The sequence below is a fragment of the Streptomyces sp. NPDC051740 genome (assembly GCF_044453165.1).
In the GTDB taxonomy this organism is placed as follows: domain Bacteria; phylum Actinomycetota; class Actinomycetes; order Streptomycetales; family Streptomycetaceae; genus Streptomyces; species Streptomyces atrovirens.
Genome location: NZ_JBITCL010000040.1, coordinates 16,028 through 34,570 on the forward strand (window position 1 = coordinate 16,028; position 18,543 = coordinate 34,570).

An 18,543-nucleotide genomic window follows, 5' to 3' on the forward strand; every position below is an offset into this window, starting at 1 on the left:
CAACGCCGGTGGGCCCGGGGCTCATCCCCGCCCGGGAACGTAGGGCGCCGTGGAGGGAAGTCCCAGGTCGGACGGGAGCAGGGAGCCCACCCAGCAGTCCCGCAGCACTCCCTTGCTGCTGAGCGAGGAACGCAGGACGCCCTCGAAGGTGAAGCCCGCGCGCTCCGCCACCGCGCGGGAGGCGACGTTGCCCACCTCCGCGCGCCACTCCACGCGGTCGACCGACATCCGGGTGAAGGCCCAGCGGGAGGCGGCGAGAGTGGCCTCGGTGATGTAGCCGTTGCCGCGGTGCTCCTTCGCGCCCCAGAAGCCGATCTCGCCCGTCCCGGGGGAGTGCATGGTGATGCTGAGCATGCCCGTGAGTTCCCCGGTGGGCAGGAAGACGCCGAAGGTGAACATCGAACCGTCGGCCCACCCGTCGGGAGCGATCTGCTCCGTGAAACCCCGCGCGTGCTCCAGGAGGTATGGGGAGGGGACCGCGGTCCAGCGCTGGATGTCCGGGTCCTGGCAGATCGCGTACACGGTGTCGGTGTCCTGCGGGCCGACCGTGCGCAGCAGGAGGCGGTCGGTGGTGAGCGTGACGGGTTCCATCGGCCGATTCTGCTCGCGCGGGGTGAACGGCGCCATCCCTTTCGCGGTGCGTGAGGTGGTGATCACCCTTCGCGCAATTCGCCGGTGTGAGACGGCACCATCCGAGGGGCCCGGACGTTCTCCTTTTGAAGCAGCCGTGAAACGGATTAGGAAGCAGCCGACGGTCACCCCTGTGGCAGGCCTCCCGGCGTGGCGGGGTCCTCGCATACGATGGCCGTTGCTCAGTCAGTGAAATGGAAACCGACCGTCCCAGGCCCGACCGGCAAGGAGACCAACCCCCGTGTCCGTCCTCTCGAAGATCATGCGTGCAGGCGAAGGCAAGATCCTGCGCAAGCTGCACCGCATCGCGGACCAGGTCAACTCCATCGAAGAGGACTTCGAAGGCCTCTCCGACGCCGAGCTGCGGGCCCTCACCGATGAGTACAAGCAGCGGTACGCCGACGGTGAGAGCCTGGACGACCTGCTCCCCGAGGCGTACGCCACCGTCCGCGAGGCCGCCAAGCGCGTCCTGGGCCAGCGGCACTACGACGTCCAGATGATGGGTGGCGCCGCCCTGCACATGGGCTACGTGGCCGAGATGAAGACCGGTGAGGGCAAGACCCTCGTCGGCACCCTGCCCGCGTATCTGAACGCCCTGTCCGGTGAGGGTGTCCACATCATCACGGTCAACGACTACCTGGCCGAGCGCGACTCCGAGATGATGGGCCGCGTCCACCGCTTCCTCGGCCTGAGCGTCGGCTGCATCCTCGCCAACATGACGCCGGCCCAGCGCCGCGAGCAGTACGCCTGCGACATCACCTACGGCACGAACAACGAGTTCGGCTTCGACTACCTGCGCGACAACATGGCGTGGTCCAAGGAGGAGCTCGTCCAGCGCGGGCACAACTTCGCCATCGTCGACGAGGTCGACTCCATCCTCATCGACGAGGCCCGTACGCCGCTGATCATCTCCGGTCCGGCCGACCAGGCCACCAAGTGGTACGGCGACTTCGCCAAGCTGGTCAAGCGCCTCAAGCGCGGCGAGCCCGGCCAGCCGCTCAAGGGCATCGAGGAGACCGGCGACTACGAGGTCGACGAGAAGAAGCGCACGGTGGCCATCCACGAGTCCGGTGTCGCCAAGGTCGAGGACTGGCTGGGCATCGACAACCTGTACGAGTCGGTGAACACCCCGCTCGTGGGCTACCTGAACAACGCCATCAAGGCCAAGGAGCTCTTCAAGAAGGACAAGGACTACGTCATCATCGATGACGAAGTCATGATCGTGGACGAGCACACCGGCCGTATCCTCGCCGGCCGCCGCTACAACGAGGGCATGCACCAGGCCATCGAGGCGAAGGAAGCGGTGCCGATCAAGGACGAGAACCAGACCCTCGCCACGATCACGCTGCAGAACTTCTTCCGCCTCTACAAGCGCCACGACCACGACGGCAAGGAGCAGCCGGGCCTGTCCGGCATGACCGGTACGGCGATGACCGAGGCCGCCGAGTTCCACCAGATCTACAAGCTCGGCGTGGTGCCCATCCCGACCAACCGGCCGATGGTCCGCAAGGACCAGTCGGACCTGATCTACCGCACCGAGGTCGCCAAGTTCGAGGCGGTCGTCGACGACATCGAGGAGAAGCACCGCAAGGGGCAGCCGATCCTCGTCGGCACGACCTCGGTGGAGAAGTCCGAGTACCTCTCGCAGCAGCTCAGCAAGCGCGGCATCCAGCACGAGGTGCTGAACGCCAAGCACCACGAGCGGGAGGCGTCGATCGTCGCCCAGGCCGGTCGCAAGGGCAGTGTCACCGTGGCCACCAACATGGCCGGCCGTGGTACGGACATCAAGCTCGGCGGCAACCCCGAGGACCTCGCCGAGGCGGAGCTGCGTCAGCGCGGTCTCGACCCCGAGGAGCACATCGAGGAGTGGGCGCACGCCCTGCCCGAGGCCATCGAGCGGGCCGAGGCGGCGGTGAAGGCCGAGAAGGAAGAGGTCGAGAGGAACGGCGGCCTGTACGTCCTCGGCACCGAGCGGCACGAGTCGCGGCGCATCGACAACCAGCTGCGCGGTCGTTCCGGCCGTCAGGGCGACCCGGGCGAGTCCCGCTTCTACCTCTCGCTCGGTGACGACCTGATGCGGCTGTTCAAGGCGCAGATGGTCGAGCGCGTGATGTCCATGGCGAACGTGCCGGACGACGTGCCGATCGAGAACAAGATGGTCACCCGCGCGATCGCGTCCGCGCAGTCGCAGGTGGAGACGCAGAACTTCGAGACGCGCAAGAACGTCCTGAAGTACGACGAGGTCCTCAACCGGCAGCGCGAGGTCATCTACGGCGAGCGGCGCCGTGTCCTGGAGGGCGAGGACCTGCAGGAGCAGATCCAGCACTTCATGGACGACACGATCGATGCCTACGTCCAGGCGGAGACCGCCGAGGGCTTCCCCGAGGACTGGGACCTGGACCGGCTGTGGGGCGCGTTCAAGCAGCTGTACCCGGTGAGCGTCACCGTCGAGGAGATGGAGGAGGAGGCCGGTGACCGTGCCGGTCTGACGGCCGAGTTCATCTCCGAGTCCATCAAGGACGACATCCGCGCGCAGTACGAGGCCCGTGAGACGCAGCTCGGTTCCGAGATCATGCGTGAACTGGAGCGCCGGGTCGTGCTGTCGGTCCTGGACCGCAAGTGGCGCGAGCACCTCTACGAGATGGACTACCTCCAGGAGGGCATCGGCCTGCGCGCGATGGCGCAGAAGGACCCGCTGGTCGAGTACCAGCGCGAGGGCTTCGACATGTTCACCGCGATGATGGACGGCATCAAGGAGGAGTCCGTCGGCTACCTGTTCAACCTGGAGGTCCAGGTCGAGCAGCAGGTCGAGGAGGTCCCGGTCGAGGAGGCCAAGCCGGTGGCCGACCTGGAGAAGCAGGACGCGGTGCCCGCGCAGGCGGGTCCGCGCCCCGAGATCCGGGCCAAGGGGCTCGACGCCCCGCAGCGGCGGAACCTGCACTTCTCCGCGCCGACGGTGGACGGCGAGGGCGGCACCGTCGAGGGTGACTTCGCCACCGACGACGAGCCGGTGCGCTCCGAGGCGGACGGCCTCACGCGTGCGGAGCGCCGCAAGCAGTCGCGGGGCGGGCGTCGCCGCAAGAAGTGAGCGGACCGTGAGAGGCCGAGGGCCGGACACCTTCTGGGGTGTCCGGCCCTCTGGCTTTTCACGGGTGAGCTCAGCGGGTGTCCGCGCGGTGCGCCCGCGGGCCGCCCAGCTCCACGGCGGTGCAGCGCCAGCGCAGATCCCGGCCCTGTTCCAGCCGGAAGGCCATGGCACGCAGCCTGTCCCCGGCCCCGATCCGGGCGAACGCCTCGATGGCGCCCTCGCGGGGCTCGAACCAGCCGATGTCGCGTACGACGGGGCGGACACCCCGGGTACGCAGTGGCCCGCGCTCAGCCAGCCGGATCAGCTCGTCGTAGGCCTGCCCGGCGGTGTGACGCAGCATCGCGTGTACGGGGCGCTGCCCGCTGAGAACGGCGAGCAGCAGCTCGGCGAAGCGGTCGGTGGGCCCCGGCTGGGGGACGACGGGACGGAGAGGAGGCCGGTCGGTGACGCGCGGGCGGGCGTCGGCCGCCTCCCGGGTGCCCCGTGCGGACGGCACCGGCGAAACGGTCCGCCGGCCCGCACGGCCCGGCGGACGGTTGTCGGCGGGCCGGGTCGGAAGAGCCGCGGCAGTCGGCCGACGCCCACCGGGAGAGGGGGCGGAGACGGCCCTACCGGTGGGGATACGGGGCGGGGCGGTACCCGTGGGGGACGGCAGGCCCCCGTCGGCGGACGAGGTGAGTGCGCTGCTTCCTGAGGGCGTGTGGGGCACGGCGGCGCCGGTGGTGGTCGGGTGGTCCTGGGCGGTGGGAGTGGCGGATGTGGTCCTGCGCGAACCCGTGCGGGGTGCAGTGGTGACCGCGCGGGAGGATCGGCTTTCGTCAGGGAGCGAGGTGAGTGCGGTGCTTCCCGGGGGCGTGTGGGGCGCGGTGGTGGCAGTGGTGTCCGTGGGGGAGGGGACCCCGTCGGGGGAAGGGGCGGGTGTGGGTCGGCCCGCGGGAGTGCGGGGTGGTGTGGCGGCTGCGGGGCGGCGGGGGTCTCGGCGGGTGGGGGGACGGTGGGCGGGGCGGTGCTGGGCTCTGGTCATGACCTTGTGCATGGGGGACCCCGTTCGATGGGCCCGGGGCGGCCGGGGGGCCGTACCGGGCGGTAACTTCGTGGTTGGGGATCTTGTACGGGGGCGTGCGGTGCGGTGGCAAGGAAGCGAAGGGCGGGCCGGAAGGGCCGGGGAATTCACCTATCAGGGTGGTTCAGGGGGTCCTCGGTCCCATGATCACGCGGGCGTGCCGGGTGAATTCCCGGACGTGGGTGGACGCGGCCGAGGGTGTGGGCGGGGGCTCGATGGGGGACGCCCGCACGTATCCTGAAGGCTCCTTCGGAGCTCCGATCACACGAAAGCGGCCGACCATGCGCGTCTACGTCCCCCTGACCCTCCCCGGGCTCGCCGAGGCGTACCGGACGGGTGCGCTGGGCGACGGGCCGTTCCTCGCGTACGCCGTGACGCCCGCGCTGCGCGAGTGGTACCTCTCCGACGACATCGAGGAGCTGGAGTACGCCGCGCTCAGCCGCGCCGCGCTGGCCTCCCTGCGGCTGCTGGCGGCGGACGCCGGTGCGCCGCGCCGCCGGGTCGTGGTCGCCGTGGACGTGTCCGACGGCGCCGCCTCGACCGACCCCGACCGGGGCCTCGACCCGGCCGCCCTCGGCGAGGTGCGGGTCGCCGGCGCCGTACGGCTGGCCAAGGCGGCGGCGGTGCACGTGGACGCGGCGGACGCGGAGGCGGACGTGACGGCCGCCGCCGAGGCGCTGCCCGCGGCGGACGGCGGGGACGACGACGCGCAGTACACGGTGGACGGCGCGGAGGACCACGAACTGCTCTGGTACGCCACCCAGGAGATCCCCAACCTGGTGGGCTGACCTGCGGGTCTCCTCATTGTCAGTGGGGGCGGGTACGTTTTCGGGCATGGGGACGCACATGGACGCGCACATCGTCTGGGACTGGAACGGCACGCTGTTCCACGACGTCGACGCGGTCATCGGGGCGACGAACGCGGCCTTCGCCGAGCTGGGCCTGGAGCCGCTCACACTGGAGCGGTACCGGGAGCTGTACTGCGTGCCGGTGCCCAAGTTCTACGAGCGGCTGATGGGGCGGCTGCCCAGCGCGGCCGAGTGGGAGCTGATGGACTCCACCTTCCACCGCCACTACACGGAGCACCACGTGCGGTGCGGGCTCGCCGAGGGCGTGCTGGAGCTGCTGACGGGGTGGGCGTCGGCCGGCCGCAGCCAGTCCATCCTCAGCCTGTACGGGCACGAGGACCTGGTCCCGCTGGTGAAGGGCTTCGGGATCGAGGCGCACTTCATACGGGTCGACGGGCGGACCGGACCCTCCGGGGGCGGCAAGGCGGAGCACATGGTGCGCCATCTCCGCGCGCTGACCGGGGTCGACCCGGCGCGCACGGTGGTGATCGGCGACGCGGCCGACGACGCGCTGGCCGCACAGCACGTGGGAGCCCGCGCCGTCCTGTACACCGGCGGCTCCCACGGCCGCGCCGGCCTGGAGGCGGTGGGGGTGCCGGTGGTGGACACGTTGAAGGAAGCGGTGGTGGTGGCGGAGCGGCTGGTGGCTGCGCCCTGACGTTGACGTGGCCTCGGGCTCCTGCAGCGGGTACCGGGGTAGGGGGCTGGGCGGGGGTGGTGTGTAGCCCGGCGCTCGCGGGGTGCCTCCCCCACTCTCGGCTCCGCTCGAGCGGAGGTACCCCCACCGCCCACCCGTGCCGCCCTGGGGGTACCTCCCAGGCCCTTGAGGCACTGGGGGAGGCACGACTGCCCGCAGCTCTGTCGGTGCACTGTGCAGAACGTCAAAGTTCGCGGCCTGGTTTTGTACACATACGGCTCATGACGGGGGGCCTGTAAGGAGAGATAGCCTTGGTGGCGTGATCAGCGCGATAGCTCGCGGGGACCTCGGCGTCCCTGCTGTGCGCCCGGAGAACACGGACGACATCCGTGACCGGGCGACGGTCGCTGGTCTTCGCGGGCGGCACGGGGCCAAGAGGGCACCCGGGACGCGGCGCACCTCCCGGGGAAAGGCGTCGCAGAGAGCGACGTCACACCAGCCGGGCGCGTCGAATTCGGCCGAGAAGTCCCCGCTCCTCTCACCTCACGGCATAGCGTCGGCACAGACCGGACACCCCGTGTCGTACCACCGCACCACGAGGTCGGAGACCGTACTTCCTTCTACGTCACGCAACGGCGCGCGACAGGAGCCAGAGGACCATGCAGACCAAGCTGGACGAAGCCAAGGCCGAGCTGCTCGAGAGGGCGGCCCGGGTAGCTGAGAACAGCCCGGCCGGGGGGAAACTGCCGACCGGGACGACGGACAAGGGCATGCCCGACCAGGACACCGTGCTCGAGTTCCTCCAGCGCTACTACCTGCACACCGCCCCGGAGGACCTGAGCGACCGCGACCCGGTCGACCTCTTCGGAGCCGCCTACTCGCACTACCGGCTCGCCGAGAGCCGCCCCCAGGGCACGGCCAACGTCCGCGTCCACACCCCGACCGTCGAGGAGAACGGCTGGACGTGCAGCCACTCCGTCGTCGAGGTGGTCACCGACGACATGCCCTTCCTGGTCGACTCCGTCACCAACGAGCTGACCCGCCAGGGCCGCGGCATCCACGTCGTCATCCACCCGCAGTTCGTGGTCCGCCGGGACGTCACCGGCAAGCTGATCGAGGTGCTCGCCACTCCGCCCGGCGGCGACCTCCCGCAGGACACGCGCGACCTTCCGCACGACGCGCACGTCGAGTCCTGGATCCACGTGGAGATCGACCGCGAGACCGACCGCGGCGACCTCAAGCAGATCACCGCCGATCTGCTGCGCGTGCTGTCCGACGTCCGCGAGGCCGTCGAGGACTGGGGCAAGATGCGCCAGGCCGCGACCGCGCTGGCCGAGGCGCTGCCCGACGAGCCCGTCCCCGCCGACCTGTCCGCGCCGCAGGTGGAGGAGGCCCGCGAGCTGCTGCGCTGGCTCGCCGACGACCACTTCACCTTCCTCGGCTACCGCGAGTACCAGCTGCGCGAGGACGACTCGCTGGCCGCCGTCCCCGGCACCGGCCTCGGCATACTGCGCTCCGACCCGCACCACGCCGCCGACGAGGGCCACCCGGTCAGCCCGTCCTTCGAGCGGTTGCCCGCCGACGCCCGCGCCAAGGCCCGCGAGCACAAGCTGCTGGTGCTGACCAAGGCCAACAGCCGGGCCACCGTGCACCGGCCGTCGTACCTGGACTACATCGGCGTCAAGAAGTTCGACGCGGACGGCAACGTCGTCGGTGAGCGCCGCTTCCTCGGACTGTTCTCGTCCGCGGCCTACACCGAGTCCGTGCGCCGGGTGCCGGTGATCCGCCGCAAGGTCGAGGAGGTCCTGGAGCGCGCCGGCTTCTCGCCGCACAGCCACGACGGGCGCGACCTGCTCCAGATCCTGGAGACCTACCCGCGCGACGAGCTGTTCCAGACCCCGGCCGACGAGCTCCAGTCCATCGTGACGTCGGTGCTCTACCTCCAGGAACGCCGCCGGCTGCGGCTCTACCTGCGGCAGGACGAGTACGGGCGCTACTACTCCGCTCTCGTCTACCTGCCCCGCGACCGCTACACCACCGGCGTCCGGCTGCGGATCATCGACATCCTCAAGGAGGAGCTCGGCGGCATCAGCGTCGACTTCACCGCCTGGAACACCGAGTCGGTCCTCTCCCGGCTGCACTTCGTGGTCCGCGTCCCGCAGGGCACCGAACTGCCCGAGCTGTCCGACGCCGACAAGGAGCGCATCGAGGCCCGGCTCGTCGAGGCCGCCCGCTCCTGGGCCGACGGCTTCGCCGAGGCGATGAACGCCGAGTTCGGCGAGGAGCGCGCCGCCGAGCTGCTGCGCCGCTACTCCGGCGCCTTCGCCGAGGGCTACAAGGCCGACCACTCCCCGCGCGGCGCCGTCGCCGACCTGGTGCGCCTGGAGGAGCTCGGCGAGGAGCGCGACTTCGCGCTCAGCCTGTACGAGCCGGTGGGCGCGGGCGCCGAGGAGCGCCGCTTCAAGATCTACCGCAGGGGGGAGGCCGTCTCCCTGTCCGCGGTGCTGCCGGTGCTCCAGCGGCTCGGCGTCGAGGTCGTCGACGAGCGGCCGTACGAGCTGCGGTGCGCGGACCGCAGCGTGGCCTGGATCTACGACTTCGGTCTGCGGATGCCGAGGAGGGCCGGCGCCGACCACCTCGGTGACGACGCCCGTGAGCGGTTCCAGGACGCCTTCGCGGCGACCTGGACCGGCAAGGCGGAGAACGACGGCTTCAACGCCCTCGTGCTCAGCGCCGGACTGACCTGGCGGCAGGCCGTGGTGCTGCGGGCGTACGCCAAGTACCTGCGCCAGGCGGGCTCCACCTTCAGCCAGGACTACATGGAGGACACCCTCCGCCACAACGTCCACACCACCCGGCTGCTCGTCTCCCTCTTCGAGGCGCGGATGTCGCCGGACCGGCAGCGCGCCGGGTACGAGCTGGTGGACGCGCTGCTCGAAGAGGTCGACGCCGCCCTCGACCAGGTCGCCTCGCTCGACGAGGACCGCATCCTGCGCTCCTTCCTCACGGTCATCAAGGCGACGCTGCGCACCAACTTCTTCCAGGAGGCGCGTGACGGCGTACCGCACGACTACGTCTCCATGAAGTTCGACCCGCAGGCCATCCCGGACCTCCCGGCGCCACGCCCGGCGTTCGAGATCTGGGTGTACTCGCCGCGCGTCGAGGGCGTGCACCTGCGCTTCGGCAAGGTCGCGCGCGGCGGTCTGCGCTGGTCGGACCGCCGGGAGGACTTCCGTACGGAGATCCTCGGCCTGGTCAAGGCGCAGATGGTGAAGAACACCGTCATCGTGCCGGTCGGCGCCAAGGGCGGCTTCGTCGCCAAGCAGCTCCCCGACCCGGCCGTGGACCGCGACGCCTGGATGGCCGAGGGCATCGCCAGCTACCGGACGTTCATCTCGGCGCTGCTCGACATCACCGACAACATGGTGGCCGGCGAGGTCGTGCACCCGGCGGACGTCGTCCGGCACGACGAGGACGACACCTACCTCGTCGTCGCCGCCGACAAGGGCACCGCGAAGTTCTCGGACATCGCCAACGAGGTCGCCGAGTCGTACAACTTCTGGCTCGGTGACGCCTTCGCCTCCGGCGGCAGCGCGGGCTACGACCACAAGGGCATGGGCATCACCGCGCGCGGCGCCTGGGAGTCCGTGAAGCGGCACTTCCGGGAGCTGGGCGTGGACACCCAGACCCAGGACTTCACGGTCGTCGGCATCGGCGACATGTCCGGTGACGTGTTCGGCAACGGCATGCTGCTCAGCGAGCACATCCGCCTGGTCGCCGCCTTCGACCACCGGCACATCATCATCGACCCGAACCCCGACGCGGCCGTCTCCTACGCCGAGCGACGCCGTCTGTTCGAGCTGCCGCGCAGCTCCTGGGAGGACTACGACACCGGGCTGCTGTCGGCCGGCGGCGGGATCTTCCCGCGCAGCGCCAAGTCCGTCCCGGTCAACTCGCAGATCCGCGAGGCCCTCGGCATCGAGCCGGGCGTCACCAAGATGACCCCGGCCGACCTGATGAAGGCGATCCTCAAGGCACCGGTGGACCTGCTGTGGAACGGCGGCATCGGCACGTACGTCAAGGCCTCCACCGAGTCCAACGCCGACGTCGGCGACAAGGGCAACGACGCCATCCGCGTCGACGGCAAGGACCTGCGCGTCGAGGTCGTCGGCGAGGGCGGCAACCTGGGCTGCACCCAGCTCGGCCGGATCGAGTTCGCGCTGCACGGCGGCCGGATCAACACCGACGCGATCGACAACAGCGCCGGCGTGGACACCTCCGACCACGAGGTGAACATCAAGATCCTGCTCAACGGTCTCGTCAAGGACGGCGACATGACCGTGAAGCAGCGCAACAAGCTGCTGGCCGGGATGACCGACGAGGTCGGCCGGCTGGTGCTGCGCAACAACTACGCGCAGAACACCGCCATCGCCAACGCGCTGGCGCAGTCGAAGGACATGGTCCACGCCCAGCAGCGGTTCCTGAGGCACCTGGTGCGCGAGGGCCTGCTGGACCGGGCCCTGGAGTTCCTGCCCACCGACCGTCAGATCCGCGAGCGGCTCTCCTCCGGGCAGGGCCTGACCGGACCGGAGACGGCCGTGCTGCTGGCGTACACGAAGATCACGGTCGCCGAGGAGCTGCTGGCCACCTCGCTGCCCGACGACCCGTATCTGAAGGTGCTGCTGCACGCCTACTTCCCGACGGAGCTGCGCGAGCAGTTCCTCGACCGGATCGACACCCACCCGCTGCGCCGTGAGATCACCACGACGGTGCTGGTCAACGACACGGTCAACACGGGCGGTACGACGTATCTGCACCGCCTGCGCGAGGAGACCGGCGCGTCGCTGGAGGAGATCGTCCGGGCGCAGACCGCGGCCCGCGCGATCTTCCGCTCCTCGGTGGTGTGGGACGGGGTCGAGGCGCTCGACAACTCGGTCGACGCGGACGTCCAGACCCGCATCCGGCTGCACTCGCGCCGGCTGGTGGAGCGCGGTACGCGCTGGCTGCTCAACAACCGGCCGCAGCCGCTGGAGCTCGAGGAGACGGTGTCGTTCTTCGCCGAGCGGGTCGAGCAGGTCTGGGCGCAGCTGCCGAAGCTGCTGCGCGGCGTGGACCTGGACTGGTACCAGCGGATCTACGACGAGCTGAGCGGCGCCGGTGTCCCGGACGAGCTGGCCACCCGGGTCGCCGGGTTCTCCTCGGCCTTCCCGACGCTGGACATCGTGTCGGTGGCCGACCGGACGGGCAAGGAGCCGCTGGACGTCGCCGAGGTGTACTACGACCTCGGTGACCGGCTGCGCATCACCCAGCTGATGGACCGCATCATCGAGCTGCCGCGCGCCGACCGCTGGCAGTCCATGGCCCGCGCGGCGATCCGCGAGGACCTGTACGCGGCGCACGCGGCGGTGGCCGCGGACGTGCTGGCGGAGGGCAACGGCTCCTCGACGCCGCAGCAGCGCTTCACGCAGTGGGAGCAGAAGAACGCGGCGCTGCTGGGCCGGGCCCGTACCACGCTGGAGGAGATCCACGGCTCCGACACGTTCGATCTCGCCAACCTGTCGGTGGCGATGCGGACGATGCGGACGCTGCTGCGGTCGCACTCGTAGGCACACGTGCGTGAGGGCGCCCCGGGCCGTGTCGGGTCCGGGGCGCCCTCGTGTCGTTGTGGTGCCTTGGGTGGGTGTTGGCGGGGATCCGGTGCGGGGGCGCCGTTCCAGGCAATGGTTTATGTGTGACTGTCCGATTCTCGTCGTCTGCTCCGCCGGGGAGGGCCGGTGCGCGCCGTGCCGCGGTCCGGACGGCGGTCGCCGGCCGGACCGCGGTCCTGGCCGTCGCCGGACTCGTTCTCGTCCTGGTGGTCCTGGTGATCGTGCGGCTCCCGTGGGTCGGCGACCTGGGCATGCACGCGGCGACCGTGCAGCGGCTGCGGCACAGTCCGCTCGACCCCGGCAATCCGCTGGTCGACGCGGACACGCCGAGCCCGTACTACTCGCCGTGGATGCTGCTGCTCGGCGTCGTCGCCCGAATACCGGGTCTTCCGGTCTTCGTGGTGCTGCGGCTGGCCGCCGTTGCCGGACTGGCGCTGCTGGTGACGGGCGTATGGCGGTACGTGCGGACGCTGAGCGCGCACCGGGCCGCGCCCGCGCTCGCCCTGCTGAGCCTGCTGCTGCTGTGGGGCACGACGCCGTTCCTGTGGAGCGGCTTCCCGGGGCTGCACTCGCTCGCGCTGACGGTGTCGTATCCGAGCACCTTCGCGCTCGGGCTCGCCTTTCACTTCTGGGCGTGGCTGACGTGGGCGCTGCGCCGGGGGGCCGGGTGGGCGGTGTGGCTCGGGCTGGGAGCGCTGTGGGGGGTGATCCTGCTCTGCCACCAGTTCTCGGGGGTCGTGGCCACGATGGGGGCCGTCGCCACGGTGCTCGCGGCGGGGCGGGCCGGGCGCGCGGTGGGGTCGCGGATCGGCGCCGGGGTGGTGGTGGGGGCGGTGGTGTTGTGGGTGTGGCCGTACTACGACTTCTTCGCGCTGTTCGGCGCGGCGGGGGGTGGCCTGGACGCGGTGCACCGGGGGTTGTACGGGCATCCGGTCGCGCGGTTCGGGCTGGTCCTGCTCGGGGTGGCCGCGCTGGTCCCGCGCGCACGGCGGGACCGCCGGGATCCGCTGGTGGTCTTCTTCGTGCTGGGGGCGCTCGTCGTCGCGGCGGGGTGGCTGAGCGGCCACTACTCGTGGGGGCGTGCGCTGCCGGCCGTGGTGATTCCGGCGCAGCTCGCGGTGGCGCTGGAGGTGGTGGGGGCGGGGCGGCGGTGGCCGCGGGCCGGGTGGGCGGTTCTGCTGGCGGGGGCGCTGCTGATCGGCGGGTGGGCGCAGGCGGGGGCACTGGGGTACGTGGTGCCGCGCGGTGCGCTGCCGGCGGTGGTGGAGGACCGGTGCCGGGTGCCGTGGACGGGGTACCACTGGATCACGCCGTGGGTGCGGTACGGGGACGTGGTGATGGCGGAGGGGCGGGCGGCCCGTCAGATTCCGGCGTACGGGCCCTACACGGTCGCTCCGGGGTATCCCGACTTCTTCCTCCCGGACGAGGAGCGACGGGTGGCGGTCACGGAGGCGTACTTCGGGGAGCGGACGCCTCCGGCCGTGCGGCGGGAGACGGAGCGGGAGTACGGGGTGCGGTGGGTGGTGGACCGGACGGGTGGTCTGGAGGACGACGGGCTGCGAGTGGTGGCGCGGGGGCCGGAGGGGGAGGCGCTCTATGCGGTGCCCTGAGCCGTGACGGGGGGGCGGTCCGGTTTTGTTTCGCCCCCGCAGCCCCTTCCCGTCCCGACCCGGGGGCGCTGCCCCCGGACCCCCGCTCCTCAAACGCCGGAGGGGCTGAGTTCAGCCGGAGGGGCTGAGTTCAGCCGGGCGGGCTGAAGACGCTCGCCACCAGGCGGGCCGCTCGGCGTACCCGGGGGACGGCCATACGGCGGGCCGCGGGGTGCAGCAGGCTCGCCGTGAGGCCGGTCGGTCGCCAGCGGAGTTGGAGGCGGCCCGGGTCGTGGCCCTCGGGTTCGACGGTGAGGTGGTGGTGGGGGACGTGGGCGGTCAGGGGCGGGAAGGTCAGGGGGGCCAGGAGCAGCCCTCGGTTGTCGTGGCCCCGGCAGGTCAGACGGACCAGGGGGTGACGCACCCCGGTGAAGCCGCTCAGCGGGAGGCGTGCGGTCGCCGGGTCGAGACGGACGTGGCCCTCGAAGACACCGGGGCGGACCGGGGAGAGACGGAAGGGGACGGTCAGGCGGCGACGGCCGGGGGAGAGGAGCAGGCTCGCGCGCTGGGGGCCGACGGGGAGACGCAGGGCCGGGTCGTACGTGCGTACGGTCAGGTCGACGGAGGCGCCCGGGCCCCGAGCGAGCTCCGTGACCTCGTGGCGGAACCGGGCGACGGAGAACGGGCGGGTGTCCGGCTCCAGCTCGGTCAGGTCCAGTTCACGGCGGGCGCCCGCCGACTCGGGGACCCGCCCGCCCCAGTACGTACGGCCGTCCGGGCCCGTGGTCAGCTCCCTCGGGGCGACATCGTGCCCCAGCCCCCGGGCGGCCCACCGGACCTCGGTCAGCCGCCGGTCGCGGACGAGCTGGAGCACCACCCGCTCGGCACGGGGCAGCCGGGCGTACGCGCCCGGCGACAGCGTCTCCAGGTACGGGTTCACCAGGTCCGCGAAGGACGCCAGCCACTCCTCGTCCCGGTAGGGCAGGTCGCCCGCGTACATCCGGAAGTCGTGCTTCAGGAACTTGTGGTCCTTGTCCTCGCGCAGCCCCTCGTGCCCGCTCTCCGTCAGGAAGGCGTCGATCAGCCGCTGCACGTGGATCCGGTCGCGGACGTTGGTGAGCAGATGCCGCTGGTTGGAGATGGACGCGCCGTCGGAGCCCGCGTACGGGGCGACGTACCAGAGGTACACCGGCTCCGGGACGATCGTGAACCGCTTCGCCAGGCAGTACGCCTGGGCCGAGAAGAGCTGGTCCTCGTAGTGGATGCCCTCGGGGAAGCGCAGGTCGTGCCGGTCGAGGAAGGCGCGGGCGTACATCTTGCCGGTCGACAGGTGCTCGAAGAACAGCCGCGGGTCGGCCTCGATGCCGTCCAGGGTGCGGCGTTCGCGCACGAGGTGCGGCATCCAGGTGGAGCGGCGGCCGGTGTCCACCCGGATCCGCCGCACCGCGCCCATCGCGAAGTCGAGGTCGCGCTCGCGGTGCGCGGCGAGCAGCGAGGCGACCGACTCCGGCGGGAGCTCGTCGTCGCTGTCGAGGAACACCAGGTACGGCGCCCGCGCGATCTCCAGGGCGCGGTTGCGCGGCGCGCTGCACCCGCCGCTGTTCTCCGGCAGCCGCAGGCACCGGATACGGCCGTCGCGGGCCGCCAGCGCCCGCGCCACCCGGGGGGTGTCGTCCGTGGAGTGGTCGTCGCTGATGACGATCTCGATGTTCCGGTGGGTCTGGCGGCGCACGGACTCCACCGCGCGGGGGAGCCGTCCGGCGTCGTTGTGCACGATCACCGTGACGGTGACGTCGGGGAGCTGAGCGGTGCTCATGACGCCTCCTCGGGGGTGGGTGCCGGGGTGCGTTCCCCGATCGGCAGCACCGGCGGCAGCGACGCCTCGTCCTGGCCGAGGAAGACCCGGCGGACGACGCGTTCGGCGGCGCGGCCGTCGTCGTACTCGCAGAACCGGCGGCGGAAGACGGCCCGCGCCTTCGCCGCGCCGTCGTCGCGCCAGGCGTCGGTGGTGAGGATCCCGGTCAGCTCGTCCTGGGTGCGGGCCACCGGGCCGGGCGCCTCGGCCATCAGGTCGAAGTAGACGCCGCGGGTGGTGCGGTACGTCTCCCAGTCGTCGGCGTGGACGACGATCGGGCGGTCGAGGTTGGCGTAGTCGAACATGATCGACGAGTAGTCCGTGACCAGGACGTCGGCGGCCAGGCACAGCTCCTCCACCGGGTCGTAGGACGAGACGTCCACGATGCGGCCGGAGCGGCGCAGGCCGGTCAGGGGGGAGGCGGCACCGTCGTAGAAGTAGTGGCCGCGCACCAGCAGCACGGTGTCCTCGCCGAGCCGTTCGGCGAGGGCGGCGAGGTCCAGGCGCGGGGTCCAGCCAGCCTCGTAGTCGCGGTGCGTGGGCGCGTACAGGACGGCCCGGCGGCCGGGCGCGATGCCGAGGCGCGCGCGGACCGCGCGGATGTCGTCGGCGCCGGCCGTGTAGTAGACGTCGTTGCGCGGATAGCCGTGGTCGAGCGAGACGAACCGCGACGGGTACGCCCTCTCCCACATGCGGGTGGTGTGGCTGTTGGCGGAGACGCTGAAGTCCCACTTGTCGACGCGTTCCAGCAGTGCGTCGAAGTCCAGGCCCCGGGCGGCGGCCGGGAACGGCAGCTGGTCCACGCCCATGCGCTTGAGCGGGGTGCCGTGGTGGGTCTGGAGGTGGACCGCGTCGGGGCGTTTGACCACGGCGTTCGGGAAGTTGACGTTGTTGACGAGGTACTTGGCGGTGGCGAGCACCTCCCAGTAGCGGCGGGTGCCGGGGACCACGTGGTCGGTGCCGGGCGGGAGCAGGGCGGCGTTCTCGCCGGTCACCACCCACACCGGGTGGATGTGCGGGGCGAGTTCGGCGAGCTTCGCGGCGATCGCGGCCGGGTTGCAGGCGACCCCGCGGTTCCAGTAGGCGGCGAACACCGCCAGGTGGGGGTCGACGGGGCGGTGCAGGGCCCGGCGGTACCGGAGGTCGCGGACCTGTGTGCCGAGCCGGCGCCGGCCGGTGCGCACCGTGGACCGCACGGTGCGGCGGACGCGGTTGGCGGCCTGGAAGGCGCGGTACTTGCCGTAGGCGCCCTCTTCGAGCAGGGAGCGGCGGACGCCTTCGAGGCCGGCGGGGCGCCGGTGGCCCTCGGGGCGGCGGCGCAGGGCGGCGACCGAGGCCCGGTGGAAGAACTCCCGGGCCACGTCCTCGGGCATGTCGCCGCGGGTGAAGGCGCGCAGGCAGTCACGGACCATGATCTCGTAGAGCACGGTGTAGACGGCGGGGCGTTCGCGGGCGAGGTCGAGGAGGCTCTCGTAGCGGTCGACGAGGGCGTAGTGCTGTGCGGGGGTGAGCGGCGGGAGGGCGGCGGGACGCGGCCGGCGGTCCTCGTGGGCGATGTGCGGCAGGGCGGCGACGCGGTCGGCGAGCAGCAGGGCGGCGAGGGCCGCCCGCGGTTCGTCGTCGGTGGTGAGCTGTTCCCCGTGCGCCCGCCAGAAGCCGGCGCGCAGGACGCGGGTGCCGAGCAGCGGGGTCAGGCGCAGCAGGTAGGCGCTGTCGTCGAGGGCGAGGTCGGCGCGGCCCGCGCGGGCGAGCAGGGGGCCGTCCGCCGAGGAGGGCCCGGAACCGCGCCAGGTGCTGCGCAGGTGGTCCAGGAGCAGGACGTCCACGGCGGCGGGGAGCCCGGCGACCCGTTCGGCGACGGTACGGGTGCTGCCGGGCGGCAGGCCGTCCTTGGCGCGGACGAAGTGCAGCCAGCGGCCGGCGGCCCGCGCCGCCCCCGCCGCCCTGGCCGTCGCGTCGGACGTGCCGTCGGGCAGGGGCAGCACCTGGACGTGCGGGGCGTGCCGCTGGGCGGTCTCGCGGGCCCAGTCGCCGACGGCGGCGACGACGACCTCGGTGTCCGGGAGGGGGTGGGCGGTGAGGGAGTCGAGCAGGCCGGTCAGGTGGTCCTGCGTGTTCGGCCCGTGGACGATGACGCTCAGCTCGGGCATCGCGGGGCTCCTTCGGCTGCTTGTCGCTCCGGACGGTCCTCTTCGGTCATATTGGCATCAATACGATGAAGAGGGCGCGCGGGCGTGGGCCTCAGGAGGGCACCGGCACCGCCTTCGGCTGAGGCTGTGGCTTGCGGGCCTTGGCCGAACCTCCGGTGAACGCCTCGTACTCCTTGAGCACGTCCTCCGTCGGCCCGTCCATCAGCAGCTCGCCCCGCTCCAGCCAGAGCACGCGGTCGCAGGTGTCGCGGATCGACTTGTTGTTGTGGCTGACCAGGAACACCGTCCCCGCCCGCTCGCGCAGCTCCCGGATGCGGGCCTCGGAGCGCTTCTGGAAGGAGCGGTCGCCGGTGGCCAGCGCCTCGTCGACGAGGAGGACGTCGTGGTCCTTGGCGGCGGCGATGGAGAAGCGCAGCCGGGCCGCCATGCCGGAGGAGTAGGTGCGCATCGGCAGGGTGATGAAGTCGCCCTTCTCGTTGATCCCGGAGAAGTCGACGATCTCGTCGTAGCGTGTGCGGATCTCCTCGCGGGACATGCCCATGGCGAGCCCGCCGAGGTGGACGTTGCGCTCGCCGGTCAGGTCGCGCATCAGGGCCGCGTTGACGCCGAGCAGGGAGGGCTGGCCGTCGGTGTAGATACGGCCGTTCTCCACCGGGAGCAGTCCGGCGACGGCCTTGAGCAGGGTCGACTTGCCCGAGCCGTTGGTGCCGATGAGCCCGATCGCCTCGCCCCGGTACGCCACGAAGGAGACCCCGCGCACGGCGTGCACCTTGCGCACGCCGGACGCCTTCTCGGTCTGCTTGCGGCGCAGCATGCGGTTGAGGGCGGCGGTGGCGGAGCCGCGTCCGGCGCCGGTGCCGTTGACCCGGTAGACGATGTCGACGCGGTCGGCGACGACCGTGGGGATCTTGGTGTCGCTGCTGTCAGCCACGGCCGTATTTCTCCTCTGCCTTCCAGAAGTACACGAAGCCGATCACGCCGGCCAGCAGCGCCCAGCCCACCGCGAACGCCCACACGTGCGGGGGCAGGTACGAG

10 protein-coding genes and 1 pseudogene are annotated in these 18,543 nt (G+C 71.6%); 5 read left to right on the forward strand and 6 right to left on the reverse strand.

The features are described from left to right. Positions 1 to 21: 21 nt before the first annotated feature. Positions 22 to 591, reverse strand: coding sequence for a GNAT family N-acetyltransferase (locus tag ACIA6T_RS34770; protein WP_399450501.1), 570 nt, complete (start codon positions 589 to 591; stop codon positions 22 to 24). A 280-nt stretch (positions 592 to 871) separates the two neighbouring features. Here ACIA6T_RS34770 and secA point away from each other — a divergent pair, with 280 nt between their 5' ends. Beyond that, positions 872 to 3,718, forward strand: coding sequence for a preprotein translocase subunit SecA (secA, locus tag ACIA6T_RS34775; protein ID WP_399450502.1), 2,847 nt, complete (start codon positions 872 to 874; stop codon positions 3,716 to 3,718). 70 nt (positions 3,719 to 3,788) lie between these two features. On the opposite strand, the gene ACIA6T_RS34780 is transcribed toward secA, so the two are convergent. Beyond that, complete coding sequence (locus ACIA6T_RS34780) at positions 3,789 to 4,214, reverse strand: Rv3235 family protein (protein WP_399450503.1); 426 nt, start codon at positions 4,212 to 4,214, stop codon at positions 3,789 to 3,791. Positions 4,215 to 5,062: 848 nt separating this feature from the next. Between ACIA6T_RS34780 and ACIA6T_RS34785 the strand changes: the two genes are divergently transcribed. The 4 genes from ACIA6T_RS34785 (at position 5,063) to ACIA6T_RS34800 (ending at position 13,524) form a co-directional block, all read left to right on the forward strand. Then, complete coding sequence (locus tag ACIA6T_RS34785; protein ID WP_399450504.1) at positions 5,063 to 5,569, forward strand: DUF6912 family protein; 507 nt, start codon at positions 5,063 to 5,065, stop codon at positions 5,567 to 5,569. A gap of 46 nt (positions 5,570 to 5,615) precedes the next feature. Further along, positions 5,616 to 6,287: an HAD family hydrolase gene (locus tag ACIA6T_RS34790; RefSeq protein ID WP_399450505.1), complete on the forward strand. Its 672-nt coding sequence runs from the start codon at positions 5,616 to 5,618 to the stop codon at positions 6,285 to 6,287. A gap of 638 nt (positions 6,288 to 6,925) precedes the next feature. Continuing rightward, positions 6,926 to 11,872: an NAD-glutamate dehydrogenase gene (locus ACIA6T_RS34795; RefSeq protein WP_399450506.1), complete on the forward strand. Its 4,947-nt coding sequence runs from the start codon at positions 6,926 to 6,928 to the stop codon at positions 11,870 to 11,872. Positions 11,873 to 11,997: 125 nt separating this feature from the next. Further along, on the forward strand, positions 11,998 to 13,524 hold the full coding sequence (locus ACIA6T_RS34800) for a hypothetical protein (RefSeq protein WP_399450508.1): 1,527 nt from the start codon (positions 11,998 to 12,000) through the stop codon (positions 13,522 to 13,524). A 130-nt stretch (positions 13,525 to 13,654) separates the two neighbouring features. Here the strand turns inward: ACIA6T_RS34800 and ACIA6T_RS34805 are convergent, their stop codons facing one another. The 4 genes and pseudogenes from ACIA6T_RS34805 to ACIA6T_RS34820 form a co-directional block, all read right to left on the reverse strand. Then, entirely contained in the window at positions 13,655 to 15,319 is a 1,665-nt protein-coding gene (locus tag ACIA6T_RS34805; RefSeq protein WP_399450509.1) for a glycosyltransferase family 2 protein, read from the reverse strand. After that, positions 15,316 to 17,508, reverse strand: coding sequence for a CDP-glycerol glycerophosphotransferase family protein (locus tag ACIA6T_RS34810; RefSeq protein WP_399450510.1), 2,193 nt, complete (start codon positions 17,506 to 17,508; stop codon positions 15,316 to 15,318). The genes ACIA6T_RS34805 and ACIA6T_RS34810 overlap by 4 nt, the downstream gene beginning before the upstream one ends. Before the next feature lie 91 nt (positions 17,509 to 17,599). Next, the gene (locus ACIA6T_RS34815; protein WP_399450511.1) at positions 17,600 to 18,439 is read right to left on the reverse strand and encodes an ABC transporter ATP-binding protein; all 840 of its coding nucleotides are present in this window, start codon (positions 18,437 to 18,439) and stop codon (positions 17,600 to 17,602) included. Further along, positions 18,432 to 18,543, reverse strand: a pseudogene (locus ACIA6T_RS34820) (ABC transporter permease); the annotation flags it as partial. The pseudogene ACIA6T_RS34820 and the gene ACIA6T_RS34815, both read right to left, overlap by 8 nt.

Excerpts from the sequence above, each read along its gene's own strand:
- ACIA6T_RS34810 (WP_399450510.1), bottom strand. The coding sequence starts at position 17,508 with ATGCCCGAGCTGAGCGTCATCGTCCACGGGCCGAACACGCAGGACCAC.
- ACIA6T_RS34795 (WP_399450506.1), top strand. The coding sequence starts at position 6,926 with ATGCAGACCAAGCTGGACGAAGCCAAGGCCGAGCTGCTCGAGAGGGCG.
- ACIA6T_RS34805 (WP_399450509.1), bottom strand. The coding sequence starts at position 15,319 with ATGAGCACCGCTCAGCTCCCCGACGTCACCGTCACGGTGATCGTGCAC.
- ACIA6T_RS34790 (WP_399450505.1), top strand. The coding sequence starts at position 5,616 with ATGGGGACGCACATGGACGCGCACATCGTCTGGGACTGGAACGGCACG.
- ACIA6T_RS34770 (WP_399450501.1), bottom strand. The coding sequence starts at position 591 with ATGGAACCCGTCACGCTCACCACCGACCGCCTCCTGCTGCGCACGGTC.
- ACIA6T_RS34785 (WP_399450504.1), top strand. The coding sequence starts at position 5,063 with ATGCGCGTCTACGTCCCCCTGACCCTCCCCGGGCTCGCCGAGGCGTAC.